The organism is Oceanobacillus indicireducens (assembly GCF_014647195.1).
Taxonomy (GTDB): domain Bacteria; phylum Bacillota; class Bacilli; order Bacillales; family Amphibacillaceae; genus Oceanobacillus; species Oceanobacillus indicireducens.
The window spans coordinates 35255-54317 of sequence record NZ_BMOS01000018.1 but is presented as its reverse complement, the minus strand read 5'-3'; the positions used below and the strand labels follow the sequence as shown (position 1 = coordinate 54317).

15 protein-coding genes and 2 riboswitches are annotated in these 19063 nt (G+C 39.6%); of the genes, 1 reads left to right on the top strand and 14 read right to left on the bottom strand.

The window, feature by feature from the left end:
- Window positions 1-20: 20 nt before the first annotated feature.
- From IEX94_RS12650 to IEX94_RS12585, 14 genes are all read right to left on the bottom strand, one after another.
- Entirely contained in the window at window positions 21-1484 is a 1464-nt protein-coding gene (locus tag IEX94_RS12650; protein WP_188857925.1) for an Msr family ABC-F type ribosomal protection protein, read from the bottom strand.
- A 409-nt stretch (window positions 1485-1893) separates the two neighbouring features.
- Complete coding sequence (locus IEX94_RS12645) at window positions 1894-3024, bottom strand: bifunctional cystathionine gamma-lyase/homocysteine desulfhydrase (protein WP_188857923.1); 1131 nt, start codon at window positions 3022-3024, stop codon at window positions 1894-1896.
- 156 nt (window positions 3025-3180) lie between these two features.
- On the bottom strand, window positions 3181-4137 hold the full coding sequence (locus tag IEX94_RS12640; protein ID WP_188857920.1) for a PLP-dependent cysteine synthase family protein: 957 nt from the start codon (window positions 4135-4137) through the stop codon (window positions 3181-3183).
- A gap of 34 nt (window positions 4138-4171) precedes the next feature.
- Window positions 4172-4828 carry a class I SAM-dependent DNA methyltransferase gene (locus IEX94_RS12635; RefSeq protein WP_188857960.1) on the bottom strand — a complete coding sequence of 219 codons (657 nt, stop codon included), beginning with the start codon at window positions 4826-4828 and terminating at the stop codon, window positions 4172-4174.
- Window positions 4829-5241: 413 nt separating this feature from the next.
- The gene (locus IEX94_RS12630; protein WP_188857918.1) at window positions 5242-6339 is read right to left on the bottom strand and encodes a 5-methyltetrahydropteroyltriglutamate--homocysteine S-methyltransferase; all 1098 of its coding nucleotides are present in this window, start codon (window positions 6337-6339) and stop codon (window positions 5242-5244) included.
- Between the two features lie 177 nt (window positions 6340-6516).
- A riboswitch (SAM riboswitch) is annotated at window positions 6517-6621 on the bottom strand.
- Between the two features lie 62 nt (window positions 6622-6683).
- Window positions 6684-8147, bottom strand: a complete 1464-nt coding sequence (locus IEX94_RS12625; RefSeq protein WP_188857916.1) for an MDR family MFS transporter — start codon at window positions 8145-8147, stop codon at window positions 6684-6686.
- 453 nt (window positions 8148-8600) lie between these two features.
- Window positions 8601-8873, bottom strand: coding sequence for a hypothetical protein (locus IEX94_RS12620; RefSeq protein ID WP_156856534.1), 273 nt, complete (start codon window positions 8871-8873; stop codon window positions 8601-8603).
- Between the two features lie 269 nt (window positions 8874-9142).
- The gene (panC, locus tag IEX94_RS12615; protein WP_156856535.1) at window positions 9143-9991 is read right to left on the bottom strand and encodes a pantoate--beta-alanine ligase; all 849 of its coding nucleotides are present in this window, start codon (window positions 9989-9991) and stop codon (window positions 9143-9145) included.
- A gap of 27 nt (window positions 9992-10018) precedes the next feature.
- Window positions 10019-10846 carry a 3-methyl-2-oxobutanoate hydroxymethyltransferase gene (gene panB / locus IEX94_RS12610; RefSeq protein WP_188857914.1) on the bottom strand — a complete coding sequence of 276 codons (828 nt, stop codon included), beginning with the start codon at window positions 10844-10846 and terminating at the stop codon, window positions 10019-10021.
- Window positions 10843-11685 carry a Rossmann-like and DUF2520 domain-containing protein gene (locus tag IEX94_RS12605; protein ID WP_156856537.1) on the bottom strand — a complete coding sequence of 281 codons (843 nt, stop codon included), beginning with the start codon at window positions 11683-11685 and terminating at the stop codon, window positions 10843-10845. Before IEX94_RS12605 ends, panB begins: the two co-directional genes overlap by 4 nt.
- Before the next feature lie 780 nt (window positions 11686-12465).
- The gene (locus IEX94_RS12600; RefSeq protein ID WP_156856538.1) at window positions 12466-13008 is read right to left on the bottom strand and encodes an NADPH-dependent FMN reductase; all 543 of its coding nucleotides are present in this window, start codon (window positions 13006-13008) and stop codon (window positions 12466-12468) included.
- A 408-nt stretch (window positions 13009-13416) separates the two neighbouring features.
- Entirely contained in the window at window positions 13417-14160 is a 744-nt protein-coding gene (locus IEX94_RS12595) for a GTP pyrophosphokinase (RefSeq protein WP_156856539.1), read from the bottom strand.
- Between the two features lie 225 nt (window positions 14161-14385).
- Window positions 14386-15261, bottom strand: a complete 876-nt coding sequence (locus tag IEX94_RS12590) for a YitT family protein (RefSeq protein ID WP_156856540.1) — start codon at window positions 15259-15261, stop codon at window positions 14386-14388.
- A 126-nt stretch (window positions 15262-15387) separates the two neighbouring features.
- The gene (locus IEX94_RS12585; protein ID WP_188857912.1) at window positions 15388-17661 is read right to left on the bottom strand and encodes an ATP-binding cassette domain-containing protein; all 2274 of its coding nucleotides are present in this window, start codon (window positions 17659-17661) and stop codon (window positions 15388-15390) included.
- A 426-nt stretch (window positions 17662-18087) separates the two neighbouring features.
- On the opposite strand from IEX94_RS12585, the gene IEX94_RS12580 reads away from it, so the two are divergent.
- A complete protein-coding gene (locus IEX94_RS12580; RefSeq protein WP_156856542.1) occupies window positions 18088-18549 on the top strand; it encodes a GNAT family N-acetyltransferase in 462 nt (153 codons plus the stop codon).
- Between the two features lie 307 nt (window positions 18550-18856).
- Window positions 18857-19041: riboswitch (cobalamin riboswitch) on the top strand.
- Window positions 19042-19063 lie beyond the last annotated feature (22 nt).

Below are 19063 nucleotides of genomic sequence, written 5' to 3'. Positions count from 1 at the left end.
TGAAAAGGTTCAATTGTTTTTTAACTTTTTAACGATAATTTCTTATTCTCCAAACGATACTCACAATCCGCAACATGTTCAATAAAGGTGCGGTCATGCGACACAAGCAGAACAGTTCCCTCGTAACCTTTTAAAAATCGTTCCAATGCTTCAATACAAAACACATCAAGAAAGTTTGTCGGTTCGTCCAGTATCAATAGATTGTATCTGCCTAAAAACAACTGACAAAGTACTAAACGAGTTGCTTCTCCCCCACTCAGCTCTCTGATATTTTTCTTCAAATCATTACCTGTAAAGCTCATGGCATGCAGAACGGAGCGAATTTTACTTTCTGCGTGGTCACTACGATCTTTCATATAATCAAGGACTGTTTCATCTTTCGTAAATTTATAATCCAGCTGCTCATAAACTCCGATTACAGCTTTCGGAGAGATGGTCAGCCCCTCGCCTTGATTCATTATATGTCGGAGTAACGTTGTTTTTCCTGAACCGTTCTTTCCTGTGATTGCAATCGTCTTACCAAGCGGGAATTGAAAACTTGCTTCCTCAAGTAATGCCTTCTCCCCTACCTGCAGGTTCAAGCGGTCTGCCATGATTGGAAATCTATTATGAAGTTCGAGTGCTTTCGACTGGTGAAAACGGATGATTTTCTCTTCTTTTGGTGCTTCCACCTCATCCAGTTGTTCCGCCCTTTTTTCCAGTGCTTTTGCTGCTCGCTCAACAGATTTTTGACTTGTTCCCTTTGATTTCGTCTCAAACATCCGGTTCGCCTTCGCTTTTGTTTCCTTTTTAGACTTTTGGCCACTCGCCTCGGTTATTTTCTCTGCCTTCTTCATCTTTTCTCGAGCAGCTTTCATTAAACGTGACTTCTCTTTTTGATACTTTTCATGTTCTTCTGCTTGCTGATCTCTTTCCAGCTCTTTTTGCGCGGTATAGTTCAAGTAATTTCCTGCATACTCCTTTACTCTACCATCCTCGACTTCCCAAATTTTGTTCACCAATTGGTCCAGCACATAACGGTCGTGGCTTACGAGGACTAGAGCACCATAGTAGTAAGTTAATTCATCGATTAAAAACTGGGTCCCATCCGCATCAAGATGTGTCGTCGGTTCATCCAGAAGTAAGCCTTCATGATAATCAGAAAAGATTTGCGCAAGTTTCAATCTCGTTTGCTCTCCACCGCTGAAGTTATCAAGCGAAGTTTCCGGGAACGCTAATTTCCCGATTAATTCATAATCAATCGCACTTTTTTCTGGCGCCGACAATTGATCAAAATAGGCAAAATCTGCATGATGATGCACCTTTCCACGTGTTGGCTGAATCATCCCAGCCAAGAGCTTTAATAACGTACTCTTACCTGCACCATTCTTCCCAACAATACCGATTCGGTCAAACTGGTGAATTGCTAATCGTTCAATCTCTATTATCGTTTGATCAAAATAAGTTAACGCTATATTTTCTAATTCAAAGCATATTTTTTCCATCTCTGCTACCTCCCGAAATAGTTAAATTTCGTATCGATAGCTAGGATCGATACGAGCTCAAGTCTAATGCGAGCTCGTATTAAAAGAATAATAACATTTGCATTTGGTTTTCCTCCTCCTCTTTCATTTTCTGTTAAAAAAGGGCACAAAAAAGGAAGGCAGAATAAGCCGCCTTCCTCATTAAAACAGAGTAAGATTAAAAATGAAGTTGATTAAAAAAGGACAGACTAATCCCGTTTACCCTGCACAAACAAGCAGAGTCTTTGAACGTATTTAGTTACTGGTTCAAAGTTTGGAATCGTAGTCTCATTTTCTAATCATCCTTCTTAACGTTTAAATTTTATAGTAATCATTATACCTATTTTTCTAGAAACAATCAACTATCTAAAAGTTATGAGAGTTCCCATATCTAATCTAACGCTTGTTGCAGATCCTCCATTAAATCCTTTACATCTTCTAAACCAACTGAAAGACGAATCAAACCATCTTCTATCCCTAATTCAATTCTTCGCTCTCTCGGGATGGAGGCGTGTGTCATCTTTGCCGGAAGTGAAATAAGGCTTTCGACAGCTCCCAGACTCTCAGCAAGGGTGAAATATCTTACCTTATTGAGCACTTCCATTGCTTTTTCTTCATTGTCTACCGTAAAGGATACCATCCCGCCGAAACCACCTGATTGCTTGGCATGAATTTCACGATTCGGATGGTCTGGTAAACCTGGATAGTACACGTTTCCAACTTGTGGATGGTTTACAAGAAATTCAACAATTTCACTCGTATTACTTTCGATTTCTTCCATTCTAACCCCTAATGTTCGGATTCCTCGAATCAGCAACCAACTATCATGGGGAGCTAGAACACCACCAGTCGCATTCTGAATAAAATGTACAGCTTCACCAAGCTTTTCGTCGTCTACTACTACTAGACCCGCTACAAGATCGCTATGGCCTCCTAAATATTTCGTTGCACTATGGATGACAATGTTTGCTCCATGCTCAATTGGCGATTGCCAATACGGCGTATTAAATGTATTATCAACAATTAATGTTAAGTTATTTTCTTTCGCAATATCCGCTAACGCTTCAATATCAGTTATTTTCAACAATGGATTTGTCGGTGTTTCTATAAAAATAGCTTTTGTCTCCGGGCGAATGTTTTCTTTAACTTCGCCCAAATTACTTGAATCTGTGAAGGTTACATCGATGTTCCGGTTATTTAAGATCTTTGTCATGTAGCGATAAGTTCCGCCATATACATCATCAGTAATCAGGATATGATCTCCTGATTGAAATAGATCCATTACCGCTGCAATTGCAGCCATTCCAGAAGCAAAAGCAAAGCCACGCTTCCCTTTTTCCAGATCAGCAATAAGTGTTTCTAAAGCCTCTCGCGTAGGGTTTCCCGTCCGTGAATATTCATAAGTAAAATTACCGACACCATTTTGCTTAAATGTGCTTGCCTGATAAATCGGCGGCGACATCGCGCCAACATTTTTATCAATAGCTGCTCCACTGTGAATTAATTGCGTTTTCTTTCTCATCTTATTCTATCCCTCCTTAGAATGAAACTTCAATCAGTGGGGGGTTCGACGCACTGAACGTGCTAGTGTCGACGTTGCGACAGGACGTCGCGTTTTTAGTCGACGGCCCTTCTCCCACTGAATTTGCTTTCGTAGCGTCCGCCTAAATAAATTTGATTAATCTCTTCCTTTTGATGCGGAAGTGTTACGGACGTTTTCACCGTGATAGATTCCCGTACTCAAGTAGCGTTCACTACTGTCTGGAAAAATAGTTACGATATTTGTTCCAGGCTCCGCGATTTCTGCTTCTTTTAAGGCAGCTTCTACTACAGCACCGGAAGAACTGCCAACGAGTAATCCTTCATATTTCGCTATCTCAGTTAATCGGGCAAATGCTTGTTCGTCGGTAATCGTATAAATTTTGTCAAATAGACTCCGGTCCATAATGTCTGGTATGAATTCTACTCCTATTCCCTCTATTTTATGGGGACCCGGGTCACCCCCATTTAAAATGGATCCTTGAGGTTCCACAATTACTGTCTTTACTTGTGGCTGCTTTTCTTTTAGATAACGTGCCACGCCAGTAAACGTCCCACCCGAACCGGCACCAGCAATAAAAATATCAACTCTTCCATCTAAGTCAGCTATAATTTCCGGCCCAAGTGTATCATAATAGGTGTTTGGATTATCTTCATTATAAAATTGATTAGGAATATAGGCGCCCGGACGAACACTTGCAAGTTGTTGCGCCTTTTCTATTGCATAGGCCATCCCAAACTCTGTCGGTGTATTGATTACTTCAGCGCCTAATGCCCGCATAAGGGCCTGTTTCTCCTGACTAAATTTTTCAGGAGTAACGAAAATAGCATGTAATTGATAATGGATTGCAGCAAGTGCCAAGCCAATCCCGGTATTACCCGCGGTCGGCTCAATCACGGTGTCTCCCTTTTGTAATTCCCCTTTTTCGATAGCTTTTTGAATGAGATAAAATCCGAGTCGATCCTTGATGCTCCCACCAATATTCTGGAACTCCAATTTCGCAAACAGCCTTACATCTTTTGGTAAATTATATGCAGTGATTTCATACATTGGCGTGTTCCCAACCAACTGGCTGAGGTTTTGTATGATATTCATTCTTTCTACCACCTGCCTCATACGGACATTTTTCTTATGCGAGCTTTGCTTCTCTATTCAATTGCGCTTCCAAAATCCATACATAATCATTGATTTGTTCAAAACTTGTTGTAAACCCATACTGATGAAGTATCTGTTCCATCTTAGGGATGGTCGTGTAATATTCCGTATTCAAATCCTCTGCTAATCGATGATAACCCTTCTTTTTCGCCTGTAGATAGGCTTCATTTTTCTTTTTATCATTCTCAAAGATCGTATCACCGAAGATAATCTTCCCTTGCGTGTCTAATATATTTGTGTAGAGTTTAATCGCTTGCTCCTTTTCCTTATCCGTCAAGTGATGAAATGCATAGCTACTCACAATTGCGTCTACCTTTTTATTTTGTCTGGGAAAGGATAGAAAATTGCCTTTCATAATTTTCGTGTTAGGAAGTTTTTGTTGGGCAATTTTCCGCATATTGTCTGAAGGCTCAATCCCAACCACTTCTAACCCTTTTTCCATAAGCTTTTTTGTTAAATTACCTGTTCCTACGCCAAACTCAATGACAAAACCGTGCGCACGATCACTAATCTTCTGAAGAATTATTTCATAATTTCTGAATACTTCCCGATATTCCATATCAGCCCCCTGAACCGTATCATCGTAACTCGCTGCCCACTCGTCAAATAAACGATTAAACTGCTCTCCCAATCCAACCACACCATTCATATAAATTTACTTGGTATTATGATATTAACAAAGTATAATAATTGTTACAACTCTTACGATTAAAATCCAAACGTAATGTCCACCAATAAAAAAAGCAAACTTCCAGCAGCTACATACTGCTCGAAATTTGCTTTTTTGACCTTTTTCATTCACTATTAAATAATTCTTAAAGTGAAACTTCATTCAGTGGGAGATTCCTTACCTCCCCACTGAATGTTAGTTGAACAGAATCAGGTATTTACGGACTGTATATCCCCCACCTTCACATTTTAGTTTTCCCTCTTGTTTAGAGTGGGGGGTATTACAGACCGTTAATGTGTATAAAACACGAGAGTCTTCTGCTTGTTAAATAACAGGTGTACCGTCCAAATGCTTAAGATTATCTCATTTTGGTATCACCAAATTTCTTTTGATAACTCAACGATAAAGCGTAATTTCTCCCATTGCTGTTCTTCCGTTAACTTATTTCCGTGATGGGTTGATGAAAATCCGCATTGTGGGCTTAAGCAAATTTGCTCCTTGGGAATGTATTGTGTCGCTTCTTTTATTCGATCTTTAAGCTTTTCCTTATCTTCAAGTTCACCTGACTTCGAAGTAACTAATCCAAGGACCACTTGCGGCCCACCCTTAGGAATATGGGCTAAAGCTTTGAAATCCCCAGAACGTTCGTCATCATATTCCAGGAAAAATCCATCCACTTTTTCCTTCGCGAGTAAGGTTGGTGCAATCAAATCATAACTACCACTGAACATGTATGCAGACTGGTAATTTCCACGGCATAAGTGCGTTGTGACAGTTAAATCCGCTGGTTTACCATCCAACACTCCATTGATTACGCGGAGGGCCAAGTCGATGTATTGCTCTCTCGAGTAGCCATCTTCAGGGAATTCCTTCTCAGGAGAAGAGAGTCCTGCAATGTATACGTCATCCAATTGCAAGTAACGGACACCTGCATCGTAAAACGCTTGAATCGCATCACGATATGCTTGAATAACATCTTTCGCATAAATTTCAATATCGGAGTAAACTGTCTCGTCCATCATGCCAGGGTGGAATAGCTGATTCGGACTTGGAATCGTTTGTTTTGCGACTGCACGACCATCAACAATTTTATTAAAGACCTTAAAGTCCTCAATAAATGGATGGTTCGGATTGAATGACACTTTTCCGTTGTTGCGAATTGTGTACTTTTCTGTTTCTATCCCTTTAAATCGATAACCATGCTCTGGAACATAGCCCTCTATGCCATTTAAATGCTCAAGGAAATCAGTGTGCCAGAATCTACGGCGGAATTCTCCATCCGTTACAACCTCTAAGCCAACTTCAATCTGCTTATCAACAATTCGGGTAATCTCTTCTGTTTCAATCGCATATAATTCATCCGCTGACTTCTTTTCGGCCTGAAAATCTGCTCTTGCTTGCTTAATGCTTTCGGGTCTTAATAAACTTCCAACATGATCTGCTCGAAATGGCGCTTTCGTAAGTGTCGTCATTGTATTTCCCCTTTTCATTATATATTTTGATTAGAAGACTCTGTCTTCACCAAGCTTTTACGGCGAATGCTCTAGTTGCATTTATGCGGGAAGAAAGGATTTCTACTTTCATATCTGCAAAAATAAGAAAATCCCCTTCTTGAAAATAAGAAGAGGATTCTAGTATCGTGTCTACTCTTCTTATCTTCAAGCATAATGACGCTACTGGAATTAGCACAGTACATATTCATGTCTGTTGCTGAAGCTTCACAGGGCCAGTCCCTCCACTTCTCTTGATAAGAAAATTTGCTTTATTAAGTTATTAGCTATACTCTACATAGCTTTTAGATAATTGTCAACCTTTTTTAAACATTTTCTTCAACCGGCCGAGCGCGGTAGACAACGAAGGATAGAATTACTGCGATGATCGTAATGATAAAGATAATAAAGTAGACATGCTCCACTGCAACAACCATCGCTTGCGTTATTGATTGTTGAGACGCAGGATCCGCAACACCTGCGAGATAACTGGCCTGTTTCGAATTTAAAATACTGATAAATACCGAAACTCCAATTGCCCCGCTCAACGGCTGCAGCGTGGACATCACAGCCGTACCGTGCGGATATAATCGCTTCGGCAGCTGATTCAGCCCATTTGTTTCAGCTGGCATCATCGTTGCAGATACGCTAAGCATAATGAGCATAAATCCAACGATTATTACCCAAGGCGGCGTATCAGCTGTCATTCGGCTGAACATAAACATCGTCCCGGCAAGCACAATTGTCGCAGGTATCATCATCACCCGAGGACCAACTTTATCGAATAAAGCGCCCATAAATGGGCTCATAATCCCGTTTAAAATACTTCCCGGGAGCAGCAGCATTCCAGCCATTGCTGGTGCAAGAGCCATTGGTCCCTGCATGAACACCGGTAAGATAAGTTCTGAGGCAAACATCGTCATCACAATAATAATGAACATGATTACTGCATGCGTGAACATCGGCAATTTGAACACGCGCAAGTCCATCAACGGTTCTTCCAGCTTAAATTGTCTGATGGCAAAGAGAATGATTCCAATCACCCCAATGATAATTGCAGTTAAAACATCACGTGTTAAAAACCCTGCCTCACTCTCTCCAACCGAGCTGAATCCGTATATTGTTGCACCAAAACCTACCGTTGAAAAGACAATGGAGAGCCAATCGATCTTCGGTTTCGTCACTTCCGATACATTCACCAAATATTTCAAGGCAAAAAGAATCGAAAATACAGCAAATGGGAGGACAGAGATAAATAAAAATCTCCAACCCAAGTAATCAACGATAACTCCTGAAAGTGTTGGTCCGATTGCAGGTGCAAACATAATAACTAACCCAACAATTCCCATGATTTTCCCTCTTTTATGTGGAGGATACACAAGTAAAAAGACGTTGAATATAATCGGCATCAACATTCCAGTACCGACTGCCTGAATCAACCGGCCAGTAAGCAATACGGAAAATGTCGGCGCGATTGCCGCTATCGTTGTACCAATTGTAAAGACCGTCATCGTCCCAATGAAAAGCTGCCTTGTCGTAAACCATTGCATAAATAATGGAGATACTGGTATAACAATCCCCATCATTAACATAAATCCTGTTGCAACCCACTGGACAGTTGGTAGCGTAATATCGAACTCTGCCATTAATGTCGTGAGCGCAATATTCAACAGTGTTTCATTCAATATCGCGAAAAACGCTCCAATAATCAAAGCCGCCATAAGCGGCAACGTTTTGACATTCGGATCTTCTGATAAAAATTCATATGTTTTTTCTTTTGTTTTGCTCATTATTTTACCTCTAATTTCTTTTTAAAATATAGTATATCTATGCATTTCACTCACTTTTTACCATCAAAAAAATAATAAAGTTTGCAAAAAACTTCCTCCTTCAATTGTTTGTTCAAAATAAAAAATCACAAGCAGCTGCCTGTGGTCAAAAGTAGGGGTACTCCTTAAAAACATTGGGGGGTCTCATTCACTAAAACTAAAAAGGAAAGACAGAACAGAGCCGCCTTTCCACCACCTGAATTGAATTATCCGTAGAGTTCATTGTATGGTATATAACTTTTTTCATAATTTGACATTATGATTATGAATAAAGGACAGACGTATCCCAATCACTCTGCAACGCAAATCAGAGGCTTTGACCATATTCAATTATCGGTTCAAAGTTAGGATGTTGTCTCATTTTCTCAATAATACTCCCTCTTATTAAAAATCTTCTTCATTATAAGCGGTCATTCAGAATGTGTCAAGATACATTTCCTGCACTTTTTCAAGGTCACCCGCAAGTAGGCTTATTTCTTCCCGATTCAATCGGATAGGCAATTGGTCATATAGCGTAATGACATGGCCTTCTGCATCATCTTGATGTTTTTTCAGATAATGATAAAGACTTTTTAACTGTTTTTCATTTATCGTTGTTTGTGTCGTGAAGTGTTTTACTTTTTGTATAGAAAACTCATTCGCATTGCCGTCAAATTCTCCAGATATAATCTCTCCTGACAGTAACATATCATCACCTCAGAGTCCTTTAGTTAAGCTATTATTAATACTAGCTTAACCAAAGGATTTGATTGTTATTAACTCAACACACCTGGAAATAAAAAAGTAAATTCGTAATTACTTTTATTCAGCGTACGTGCAGCTTCCTCCTTGGGGTTCGCAGTCCCGTTACTCTCGATTTACGTATTAATTAACTGTTGAGCTGGTTAAAAAAGGGCATAACGATTAATCATCTATACGTTATGTCCTTTCTTTTATTGTACATTTTCAATTTAAGTCTATAACTTACGAACACTAAAATTATCAATCAGTCTTGTTTTTCCAATATGCACCGCTATAGCAACTAAAACTCCCGGTCTAATAGTTGAAATTGGCTGCAGCGTCTCCCCATCAACTACCTTCACATATTCAATTTTAGCCTTTGGTTCTGTTTTGAGATGCGTTTCCATTGCAGCAATCAATTTCTCTGCATTTGTTTCCCCTTCTTTTACCAAGCTTTCGCCAAGGGAAATAGTATCACTTACAATCAATGCTGCCCCTCTATCTTCAGGAGAAAGATATGTATTACGAGAACTCTTCGCCAAACCATCTTCTTCACGAACAGTCGGACAATCAATGACCTCAACATTCATACATAAATCCTTTACCATTTGTTTGATGATGGCCAATTGTTGTGCATCCTTCTCTCCGAAATAAGCACGGTCTGGCTGTGTAATATTAAATAACTTGTTGACAACCGTACATACCCCGCGAAAATGACCTTCACGGTTTAATCCACAGAGTTCTTCGGTTAGTACAGACATATCAACATACGTAAAAAAATCTTGCGGATACATCTCTTCTGGTGTTGGGTGGAAAATAAGGTCCACTCCTAGATTTTCACAAATCTTACTATCTCTCTCCAAGTCATGGGGATAACTATCAAAATCCTCATTTGGCCCAAACTGCATTGGATTTACGAAAATACTAACTACAACCTTTTCATTTGCTTCTCTTGCAGCAGTAATAAGACTTCCATGTCCCTCGTGCAAAAATCCCATCGTCGGTACAAAGCCAATTGTATGCCCTTCTTCTTTCCACTTTTTCACAACAGCTTTAACATCCTTAATGGTTGATACAATCTGCATTATACTTAACTCCTTTAATTTTCTTCCTTAATATAATTTATCAATGACCTCATCGGAAACAGTATAGGTATGCTCTTTAGCAGGAAACGATCCTTCTTTGACTTCGGTTATATAATCCCGGAATGCTTGTTGCATGATTTCCCCTACTTGTGCAAACTGTTTGACAAACTTTGGCGTGAAATCCGAAAAGATTGCCAGCATATCTTGATATACAAGCACTTGTCCGTCGCACCCCGGGCCCGCGCCTATTCCGATTGTTGGAATATTTATTTCCTTGGTGACGATTTCTGCTAGTTTTGCAGGCACGCCTTCTAACACGATCATAAATGCTCCCGCCGCCTCTACTGCTTTAGCATCCGCGATTAACTGTCTAGCAGCAGCCTCGGTTTTCCCTTGCACCTTAAATCCGCCAAATTCATTAACAGATTGTGGGGTTAGACCGATATGCCCGCAAACTGGAATGGATGCTTCTACAATGGCTTTAATCTGTGGGCAAACCTTTGTACCGCCTTCCAATTTTACACCATGCGCCCTGCCTTCTTTTATTAATCTGCCTGCATTCAATACAGCATCCTGAACGGAAATTTGATAAGACATGAATGGTAAATCTGCTAAAACAAAAGCCTTGCTTGCTCCTCTAGCAACAGCCCTTGTATGGTGAATCATATCATCTATTGTAACAGGCAGTGTATTTTCATATCCAAGCATAACTTGTCCAAGCGAATCCCCAACCAATAACATATTAATTTCAGCTTGATCCATCAACTTTGCCATCGAATAGTCGTAGCACGTAAGCATCGTAATTTTATCGCCTGCATTTTTTTGTTGCTGAAATGACGTCACTGTATTTTTCATTCTTTGATAACCCCTTTGATTTTTTTATAGTCCCTGTCTTTATGTTTCTCCTCCGCTACCTCTAGAGCCAATCCTGATAGAGCTTTATAAACTTCCTTTTCCTGTGGATGTAAGACTTGCAAATGATTTAAAATGGTACCAAGATCATTTCTCTCAATCGGTCCTGTCAGTGCATCCGTTGTCCCGTAGGAAAGAATATTTTCCGTATTTCCTTGAATAAGTGGTGCGAGTGCCCGGTGCGCTTTGTCTGGTGTAAAACCACAGTCAACAAGCATTTTCTCACCTAAGGCTACGAGACCGACATAAAGATTACTGACCATAGCTGCAGATGCGTGGTACCGAGTTTTGTCCGCAGCTTGAATCACGCTTACCTCGTTCCCGAAGCTTTCAACTAAACCAGTCAGATCGTTCAAGTACTTCTCATGCCCCTCGATGGTAAAAACTGCTTTCGACAGCTCTTTATAAGAATGATACTTATCATTAATTGCAAAAAGGGGATGGATCGAATAACCGAATGCACTGTAACGACTACTATCCGAAAAAACCTCCGAACTTAAAGAACCACTAAAATGACTAATGATCTTATCTTTTATTGGAAGCACTTTCAATTCGTCCCATACCTTAGATATAGCGCCATCTGGTACAGTTATAAAAATAGCATCACTATTTTCGACTAAAAATCTAACATCTTCATAGACTCTAGTATTTGTAAATTCAGCTGCTTCTATCGATGACTTGAGGGTTCTGCTGTAATATCCTGTCACTTTTACTTTGTGCTCAGTTAAGTACTTTCCGAGGGAGACTCCTACTTTCCCTGCTCCAATAAATCCAATCTTCATAAGCACCCCCCTAGCAAAATTCTGTCTTGTGGTATTTCCTATATGATAGCGAATAATGACCTAAATAAGCAACTATAAATGGGGGAAACATTGAAATACTTAGACTTTATCACAGATAATAAAGATAGATTTTTCATCATATATCCTTTCTTTCTAATAGCCTTGAAAAAGCAGAGGAGATTAGATTTACGGGGAGATGCAGAGATGATAGTCTTTTAGAAACTAAAAAGGAGTTCCCCGATCTTCTGAATATGAAATAGTAGGCCATATATTTATTAATAATGACTCTATACATGAATTTTTTATTCTTTTGGAAATTATCGTTCATAGCAGAGATTAAAAAATGATAATAAAAGCCTATACAATTATCCTTATCTAAATAGCTGACAGTCATTACCATCTATTTGATATAAAATACGCTGTCAAGATTTCTTGACAGCCTGAGAACATGAAGTCTAGATTCTTATTAGAAATTTATTCATGTAAATCAATTTTTATATCAGAGATTTCTTCTTTTAAAGTACCTGTAGGCTCTTTTAGACCGATAACTTCATTTATTAATTATTTTACCGTCATTTGCTATTTTTTCAGTTCGAGTTTTAGAGCAAGCGCCGCAACCTGTGTTCAATATGAATCAAAACTTCTACCGCTTTCCCATTTCAGAAATTTCTCCATCGCACCCATTAAAGTACGTTTGATGAATGTTTCTTCGCTATCAATCCCTAAATACATCATTGACTCCTATAAAAATGACTTAAACTGCTCTGATCATTTGAATACTTATCTATTCATAATCCCTCGCTGCAAATAAATCATCTCTTCCGCAAGCTGCCCAATTCGTTCGTAAATCCGATCATCGATTAGTTCATCACTCTCAATATCATAAGCTTCATTATGAATAAACACGTTCCCAGTTGGAATCAGTCCTTTGAAATAAGAAAGTATCGAGCCTAAATGATATTCTAAAACAAGAAAATGCCGATTCGTCCAACCGGTCGCAACCATCCCGGTCACTTTATTACGAAACGCATATTCAGGCAAGTGATCGAGCAAATTCTTTAGCGCACCGGAAAGGGATGCCTGATAGATCGGTGTACCAAACACGAGAAAATCTGCAGCTTGAATCTTTTTCACCACATTCCATGTATCTTCATTGTATGCAGATAAAGGAAGACCCGCTGCGAATTCAATGTCATATTCCCGTAAATCAATTAATTCCGTTTTGATCGTCGGGTCATGCACTCGGGCAGCAGCTAACACTGCTTCAACCGCAACTGCTGTTTTCCCGCCTGCGAGCGCGCCCGAAACTCCTACTAGCTTCATTCTATCTACCTCTTTTCCTCTTTGATTCAGAGATCGTGCTTGAGTGTCTATAAGTATGTCTCTAATCATCTGAAAAATGGGACGGCACTGGGCTTCGATGGATTAGATGCACTCTAATCGCCTGAAGATGCTTAGGCCGGTACGTCCTCGGGCATTTAGAAGCTCTTTAATCGACCTAATTTATGGAGATGATACACTTTCAAGCGATTAGAGACCTTGTAATCGAACGAAAAATCCAAGTTGGTATTCTTTCGAGCGGTTAAAGACCTTTTAATTAACCGAAAGCTCGAAGATGACTGGATTTCAGATGTTTAGGAGTAGCGTCTCATCCTTCCTCATCCTTTGAACGACAAAAACCTAAACCTTCGCACCCAGGCAATTATCCCTCCACGCACCCTTAAAAATTACCTATTTCTCCTCTTCGGCATCCCTAATGAAATCCCGTAAAAAATTTATCGGCAAATATAATCTATCCTCATTCAAATCTAAAAAATTGAGGTCCTGCTCTCGACTGTTCTGATCTTTAATATGACTGACTTCGTTATGCAGTTGCTCCATCTTTTCATCCAAGTCATTAGCTACCATAGCTGCTTCCGTCAGTTCTTTCGTTAACCGTTCTGGAACGAGACTATCATATTTATAGTATATCTTATGTTCCAAGCTTGCCCAGAAATCCATGGCGACAGTCCGGATTTGAATTTCTACATAGACATCTTCAATCCGGTCAGACATGAATACAGGCACCGAGACAATTAAATGTAGGCTTTTATAACCGTTTGGTTTCGCGTTCTTAATATAATCCTTCTTTTCAATGACTGTAACGTCTTTTTGATTTTCTATCATTTCACTGATCCGATAAATATCGGAAATGAAGGAACAGACAACACGGATTCCAGCGATATCCATAATATTATGCTTTATCGATTCCGTTGATATAGGAATATTCTTCCGATACATCTTCTTCATGATACTCTCAGGAGATTTAATACGTGTTTTAATATGTTCAATTGGATTGTAGTCGTGGATATGTTGGAATTCCTCCTGGAGGATGGTCAATTTCGTATTCATTTCGGACAAGCCGAACTGGTAAGTCATCATAAATCGGGTTAATTCACTTCTAACCTTTTTTAAGGCTTCCAGGTTATTAATCATATAAAAATTCCTTTCTTTCTAGAATGCACTATAGATGAATATATTTATATTATAGCAGGATTGTTAGAAATAACCCGAATTAAAGATGTTAAAAACAGGAGTGGTAGTTCACTCCTGTTTTACTCCTTCAACTTCCTTTATAAATTTTGCCGGAACTCCTGCAACCACCGCATTTGCCGCAACATCCTTCGTAACAACTGCTCCTGCTGCAATACCTTTCCTTTACTAATGAATATCTTTTTTCTTAAATGTCCCACCTTTCACTTCTGCTACATCATACACAACGACAAAAGCATTTTCGTCAATTTCAGAAATGATTTCCTTCATTTTACTATCCTCTAAGCGATTAATAATACAAGTGATTTCTTTGAATTTTCCATTTGTATAACTGCCTTCAACGAGATTATAAGTTGCCATCCGACCTAAACGGTCACGGATCGTTTCCGCCATTATGTCTGGTTGACTCGTGATGATTTTATATGTTTTAGAACCGCTTAAGCCTTCTTCAACAATGGGAATTACTCTAGATGCAATGTAATATGCAATTGCTGATAAGAAAGCCCCTTGTAAACCAAAAACGAAAGAAACAATCACAAATACAAATAAATTTAAAAATAAGATAAGGTCACTTGTGCCAAATGGTAATTTCCGGGAAAGTAATACTGCTAACATATCAATCCCATCTAATGCTCCACCATTTCGTAATGCCAGGCCGATACCGAAACCGATGATAATACCACCTACAACGGTTATTAATAATGTATCCCCTTGAACAATAATTGGTATATGGTGCATAATGCTTGTCCCGTATGCGAGAGAGGCGATGCCAAGAACAGAATAAATGGCAAAGCTTTTTCCTATTTGTTTATATCCTAAGTAAATGAATGGGATATTCAATACAGCAAGTAAAATGCCTAGAGGCAAACCGAATAATTGAGAAGCAACGATACTTAAACCTGTCACTCCTCCGTCAGACACGTTGTTAGGGATGAGTACCGACTCTAGTCCATATGCTGTGATAAAAGCTCCAATAACAACTGCCAATGCCCGTAATATCTTTTTTATTTTTGTAATTCTTTGTTGCTTCGCGGCTGTACTCATTTAATTTCCTCTTTCCACAGTTAGATGTTTGATTCTATTTTGTTCGTTTATCAATTCTTTATCCGAAGTAGGTAAAGTGAAATAAAAAGTGATATTCATCACTTTCCCATGAACACCACTTTTTATTCATCTTTCTCCAATACCAGCCCGCAACCATTTCGCTGTCACAGTCCGAGCTTTCAACATTGCTTCCGGTGTTCCTTCAAATATAATCTGACCGCCTTCTTTTCCTCCGCCTGGACCCATCTCAATTACCCAATCACTTGCCGCGATAAAGTCTAGATTGTGTTCAATGATGATAACAGAATTCCCTCTGTTCACAAGCTTCTGGAATACATCAAGAAGTTTATTATTATCTTTCGTATGAAGTCCTAAAGAAGGTTCATCCAATAAATAAATTTGCCCCTCTTTTTGTAAATGGCTTGCCAGTTTCAATCGCTGGACTTCGCCTCCGCTTAGTGAACTTGTCGTCTGTCCTAAGGTTAGATACCCTAACCCGACATCTTTTAACGTATTCACGCGCTTGATGATTTTCGGCATTCTAAAAAAGTCGAGCGCCTCGTCTATCGTTAGCTCTAATATTTCCACGATATTGTTACCTTGGTAGCGGTAAGATAAAGCTTCATCTGAATACCTCGTCCCGCCACACGCTTCACAAGAAATCGTTACTGGATCCGCGAATGCCACGTCAGGCATGACAGCCCCTTTGCCTTTACAAACGGGACAGGCACCTACCGAGTTGAAACTAAACAATCCTGCTGGCTGCCCCGTTTCTTTCGCAAATATGGCACGGATATCATCCATGATCCCCATGTAGGTTGCTAAGGTTGAACGGTTAGAAATGCCGATACTTCCTTGCCCAACCGTAATTGTTTCAGGGTACTGTTCTGTAAATGCTTCCGTCAAAAGAGAACTTTTACCAGAACCGGAGACACCACAGACGGAGACTAACGTATACTTCGGAAGGCTTACGCTTATATTTTTCAAATTATTGTTCGTCGCTTTGTTTATGGTGAAAAATTCATTTTGCTTCCTGGGATTTTGATTGATTTTTATTTTTTCATTTAAACTTGTTGCTGCTCCTGAATTTTCCAACCCTTCCAACTTGCCCTGGTAAATGATTTTTCCACCATGGATCCCAGCTCCTGGTCCCATCTCAATAATTTCATCTGCTGCCTTGATCACCGATACATCATGTTCGATCACGATAACGGAATTATGCTGGGCTTTAATATGGTGCAACATGTTAAGCAACATTTCCACTTCTTCCGGATGAAGCCCTGCGCTCGGCTCATCGAAAATATATGTAATATTGTTGAGACTGCTTCCTAAATGCCGGGCGATTTTTACCCTTTGCGCTTCACCACCAGACAATGTGCCCATTTTTCTTGATAGACTCAAATAGCCTAGCCCCATTTCAACAAGTTGGGTCACATGTGGAATAGCCTGCTGGGCGATTGATTCTCCGAGCGGGTCGGTTATTTTCTGTAATTCTTTTAGAACGTCTGTCAGTTCCAAGTGGTCATACTCCGCGATATTTAAGCCATTGATACGGCTTTCCAACACTTTTGGATTCAGTCCTGACCCTTGGCAGGTTGGACAGAGGGAACGTGTCGACATCGCGAGGACATCATCTTGGGTGATTCCTTTCAATTTGGAAATATCCCTGTTAATGTAAAGCCGTGTAAAACGGGGCAGGATTCCGTCCCAATCATGGGGTTGTGGTCCATGTTTTGTATGAAAGGGTGCATTCACTTTCTCCCCCTCTGGCGGGCCATATAATAACAGTCGACGCTTGTCTTCCGGGTAATCTTTGATTGGTTTATCCGGATCAAATAAACCGCATGTCATCATCCATCTACCTTGCCAGCCAGAAGGAGATAAAGGTTTAAATTTTACTGCGTATTCCCGGAGTGACTTCTCTTCATCCACAATTTTTCTCAAATCTGGTGCAATGACCTCGCCGAAGCCGCTACATTCCGGACAACCGCCGAACGCACTTTGACTAGAAAAGTCTGTCGCAGAGCCAATTGCTGGCTCACCAATCCTAGAGAACAATAAGCGAATCAATGGATGGATATCCATATACGTGCCGACCGTTGAACGTGAATTTCCTCCTGATTGCCGCTGTTCCACGACAACAACCGGGCTTAAATTCTGCATAAGATCAGCTTGGGGACGCTCAAACTTCGGCATTTGATTCCGGACATAGTGAGGATAATTCAATGTCATCTGTCTTCTGCTCTCGGTAGCTAATGTATCAAAGACGACTGAGCTTTTTCCTGAACCGGAAAGGCCTGTGAAAACGATGATCTTCTCTTTTGGCAGATTCAAATCTATATTTTTCAAGTTATTTTCTTTTAATCCTCGTAATATGATTTCATCTTTATTTGCTGACATGTTATCGCCCTCGCTCCTTTAACCGTTAACCAATGCTAATATTATCACACTCTAATAGTATAGGTAAAAAATATGATGAGCAGTATTTTTGTAATAAAAAAAGCCCCTGATTCTGATAAGTGCATGAAATTAGGATAACGCTAGATAAGCACTTTTCAGATGCCAATAAAGTCAGGTTAAGTTTTCAATTAGTATTTGAAAATCCCTCTTTTTTAAAAAATGTAAAAGAGATCCCGATGGATTACCAATTAAAAAACGGCGATGATGAATACATCGATGAATTTATCCCAGATACGAAACTCATGAATAGTGATGAAAGGCCAATTTTTCAATCTTTAAAGTTGAGTAATTAGGCTATTTCTATATACTTATAGTGAAAATAAATATTATATAGGAATTTCTCAATAAACTGGGGGGGAAATGAGAATGGAATCTGACATTAGTTTTAGGAAAGCAACCGTAGAGGATTTGGAACGTATCGTCGCCTTGCTTGCGGATGATGTACTTGGTGCTTCTCGGGAGAAGTACGAAAAACCTCTCCCAAATCGTTATCGAGAAGCCTTTTTTGCAATTGATTCAGATCCAAATAATGAATTGATTGTAGCGTGCATTGGCAAGGAGATCATCGGAGTGCAGCAAATCACCTTTACGCCTTCCATCACTTACCAAGGAGGCTGGCGTGCAACGATTGAAGGTGTCAGGATATCTGCTTCCGCACGTGGACAAGGTGTGGGCAAGCTGCTAATTCAATGGGCAATCGAACGAGCAAAAGAACGCGGCTGTCATTTGATCCAGCTTACGACTGATAAAAAAAGAACAGAGGCACGGCGATTCTATGAACAATTAGGATTTAGAGCAACGCACGAGGGCATGAAATTAAAACTGTAACAAATCCTGAATCTAGCACTATATAAATGAGAATTTGTTAAAACAAACATTTGATTGATAATATTAGTTAACTATGGATTCACTAACCTTTATCGTTATCAAATTGAGCAGCTATTGCGTGGGTACATTATTTATATCGGCAGCTAGTTGAATTGTTAATGAAAAAAGGCTTGTTTAATATCTATTAAACAAGCTAATTAGTTTCCTCCTTTTCTTTCCTCCCATAGACAAACTCATAATTTTTGCTATACTTAAGTCATAGTTAATACATAGTATCTGGAGAAACTTTTTCTCCCCTTTCAACAACTAAATATGCGAAAAAATAGGTTGATTTTTATTTTAAAATCATGAAAAGGGAAGTCGGTGAAAATCCGGCGCGGTCCCGCCACTGTAACTGCGAGTTCTTCATTCATAAGCCACTGTTTTATTATGGGAAGGCAATGGAGAGCGATGAACATAAGCCAGGAGACCTGCCTATTTTAGCGCCAATTTATAAACCTACGAGGATAGGAGG

Bases quoted from the DNA above. Each gene is read 5' to 3' on its own strand.
- IEX94_RS12650 (WP_188857925.1), bottom strand. From the start codon at position 1,484: ATGGAAAAAATATGCTTTGAATTAGAAAATATAGCGTTAACTTATTTT.
- IEX94_RS12645 (WP_188857923.1), bottom strand. From the start codon at position 3,024: ATGAGAAAGAAAACGCAATTAATTCACAGTGGAGCAGCTATTGATAAA.
- IEX94_RS12640 (WP_188857920.1), bottom strand. From the start codon at position 4,137: ATGAATATCATACAAAACCTCAGCCAGTTGGTTGGGAACACGCCAATG.
- IEX94_RS12630 (WP_188857918.1), bottom strand. From the start codon at position 6,339: ATGACGACACTTACGAAAGCGCCATTTCGAGCAGATCATGTTGGAAGT.
- IEX94_RS12625 (WP_188857916.1), bottom strand. From the start codon at position 8,147: ATGAGCAAAACAAAAGAAAAAACATATGAATTTTTATCAGAAGATCCG.
- IEX94_RS12620 (WP_156856534.1), bottom strand. From the start codon at position 8,873: ATGTTACTGTCAGGAGAGATTATATCTGGAGAATTTGACGGCAATGCG.
- panC (WP_156856535.1), bottom strand. From the start codon at position 9,991: ATGCAGATTGTATCAACCATTAAGGATGTTAAAGCTGTTGTGAAAAAG.
- panB (WP_188857914.1), bottom strand. From the start codon at position 10,846: ATGAAAAATACAGTGACGTCATTTCAGCAACAAAAAAATGCAGGCGAT.
- IEX94_RS12605 (WP_156856537.1), bottom strand. From the start codon at position 11,685: ATGAAGATTGGATTTATTGGAGCAGGGAAAGTAGGAGTCTCCCTCGGA.
- IEX94_RS12600 (WP_156856538.1), bottom strand. From the start codon at position 13,008: ATGAAGCTAGTAGGAGTTTCGGGCGCGCTCGCAGGCGGGAAAACAGCA.
- IEX94_RS12595 (WP_156856539.1), bottom strand. From the start codon at position 14,160: ATGATTAATAACCTGGAAGCCTTAAAAAAGGTTAGAAGTGAATTAACC.
- IEX94_RS12590 (WP_156856540.1), bottom strand. From the start codon at position 15,261: ATGAGTACAGCCGCGAAGCAACAAAGAATTACAAAAATAAAAAAGATA.
- IEX94_RS12585 (WP_188857912.1), bottom strand. From the start codon at position 17,661: ATGTCAGCAAATAAAGATGAAATCATATTACGAGGATTAAAAGAAAAT.
- IEX94_RS12580 (WP_156856542.1), top strand. From the start codon at position 18,088: ATGGAATCTGACATTAGTTTTAGGAAAGCAACCGTAGAGGATTTGGAA.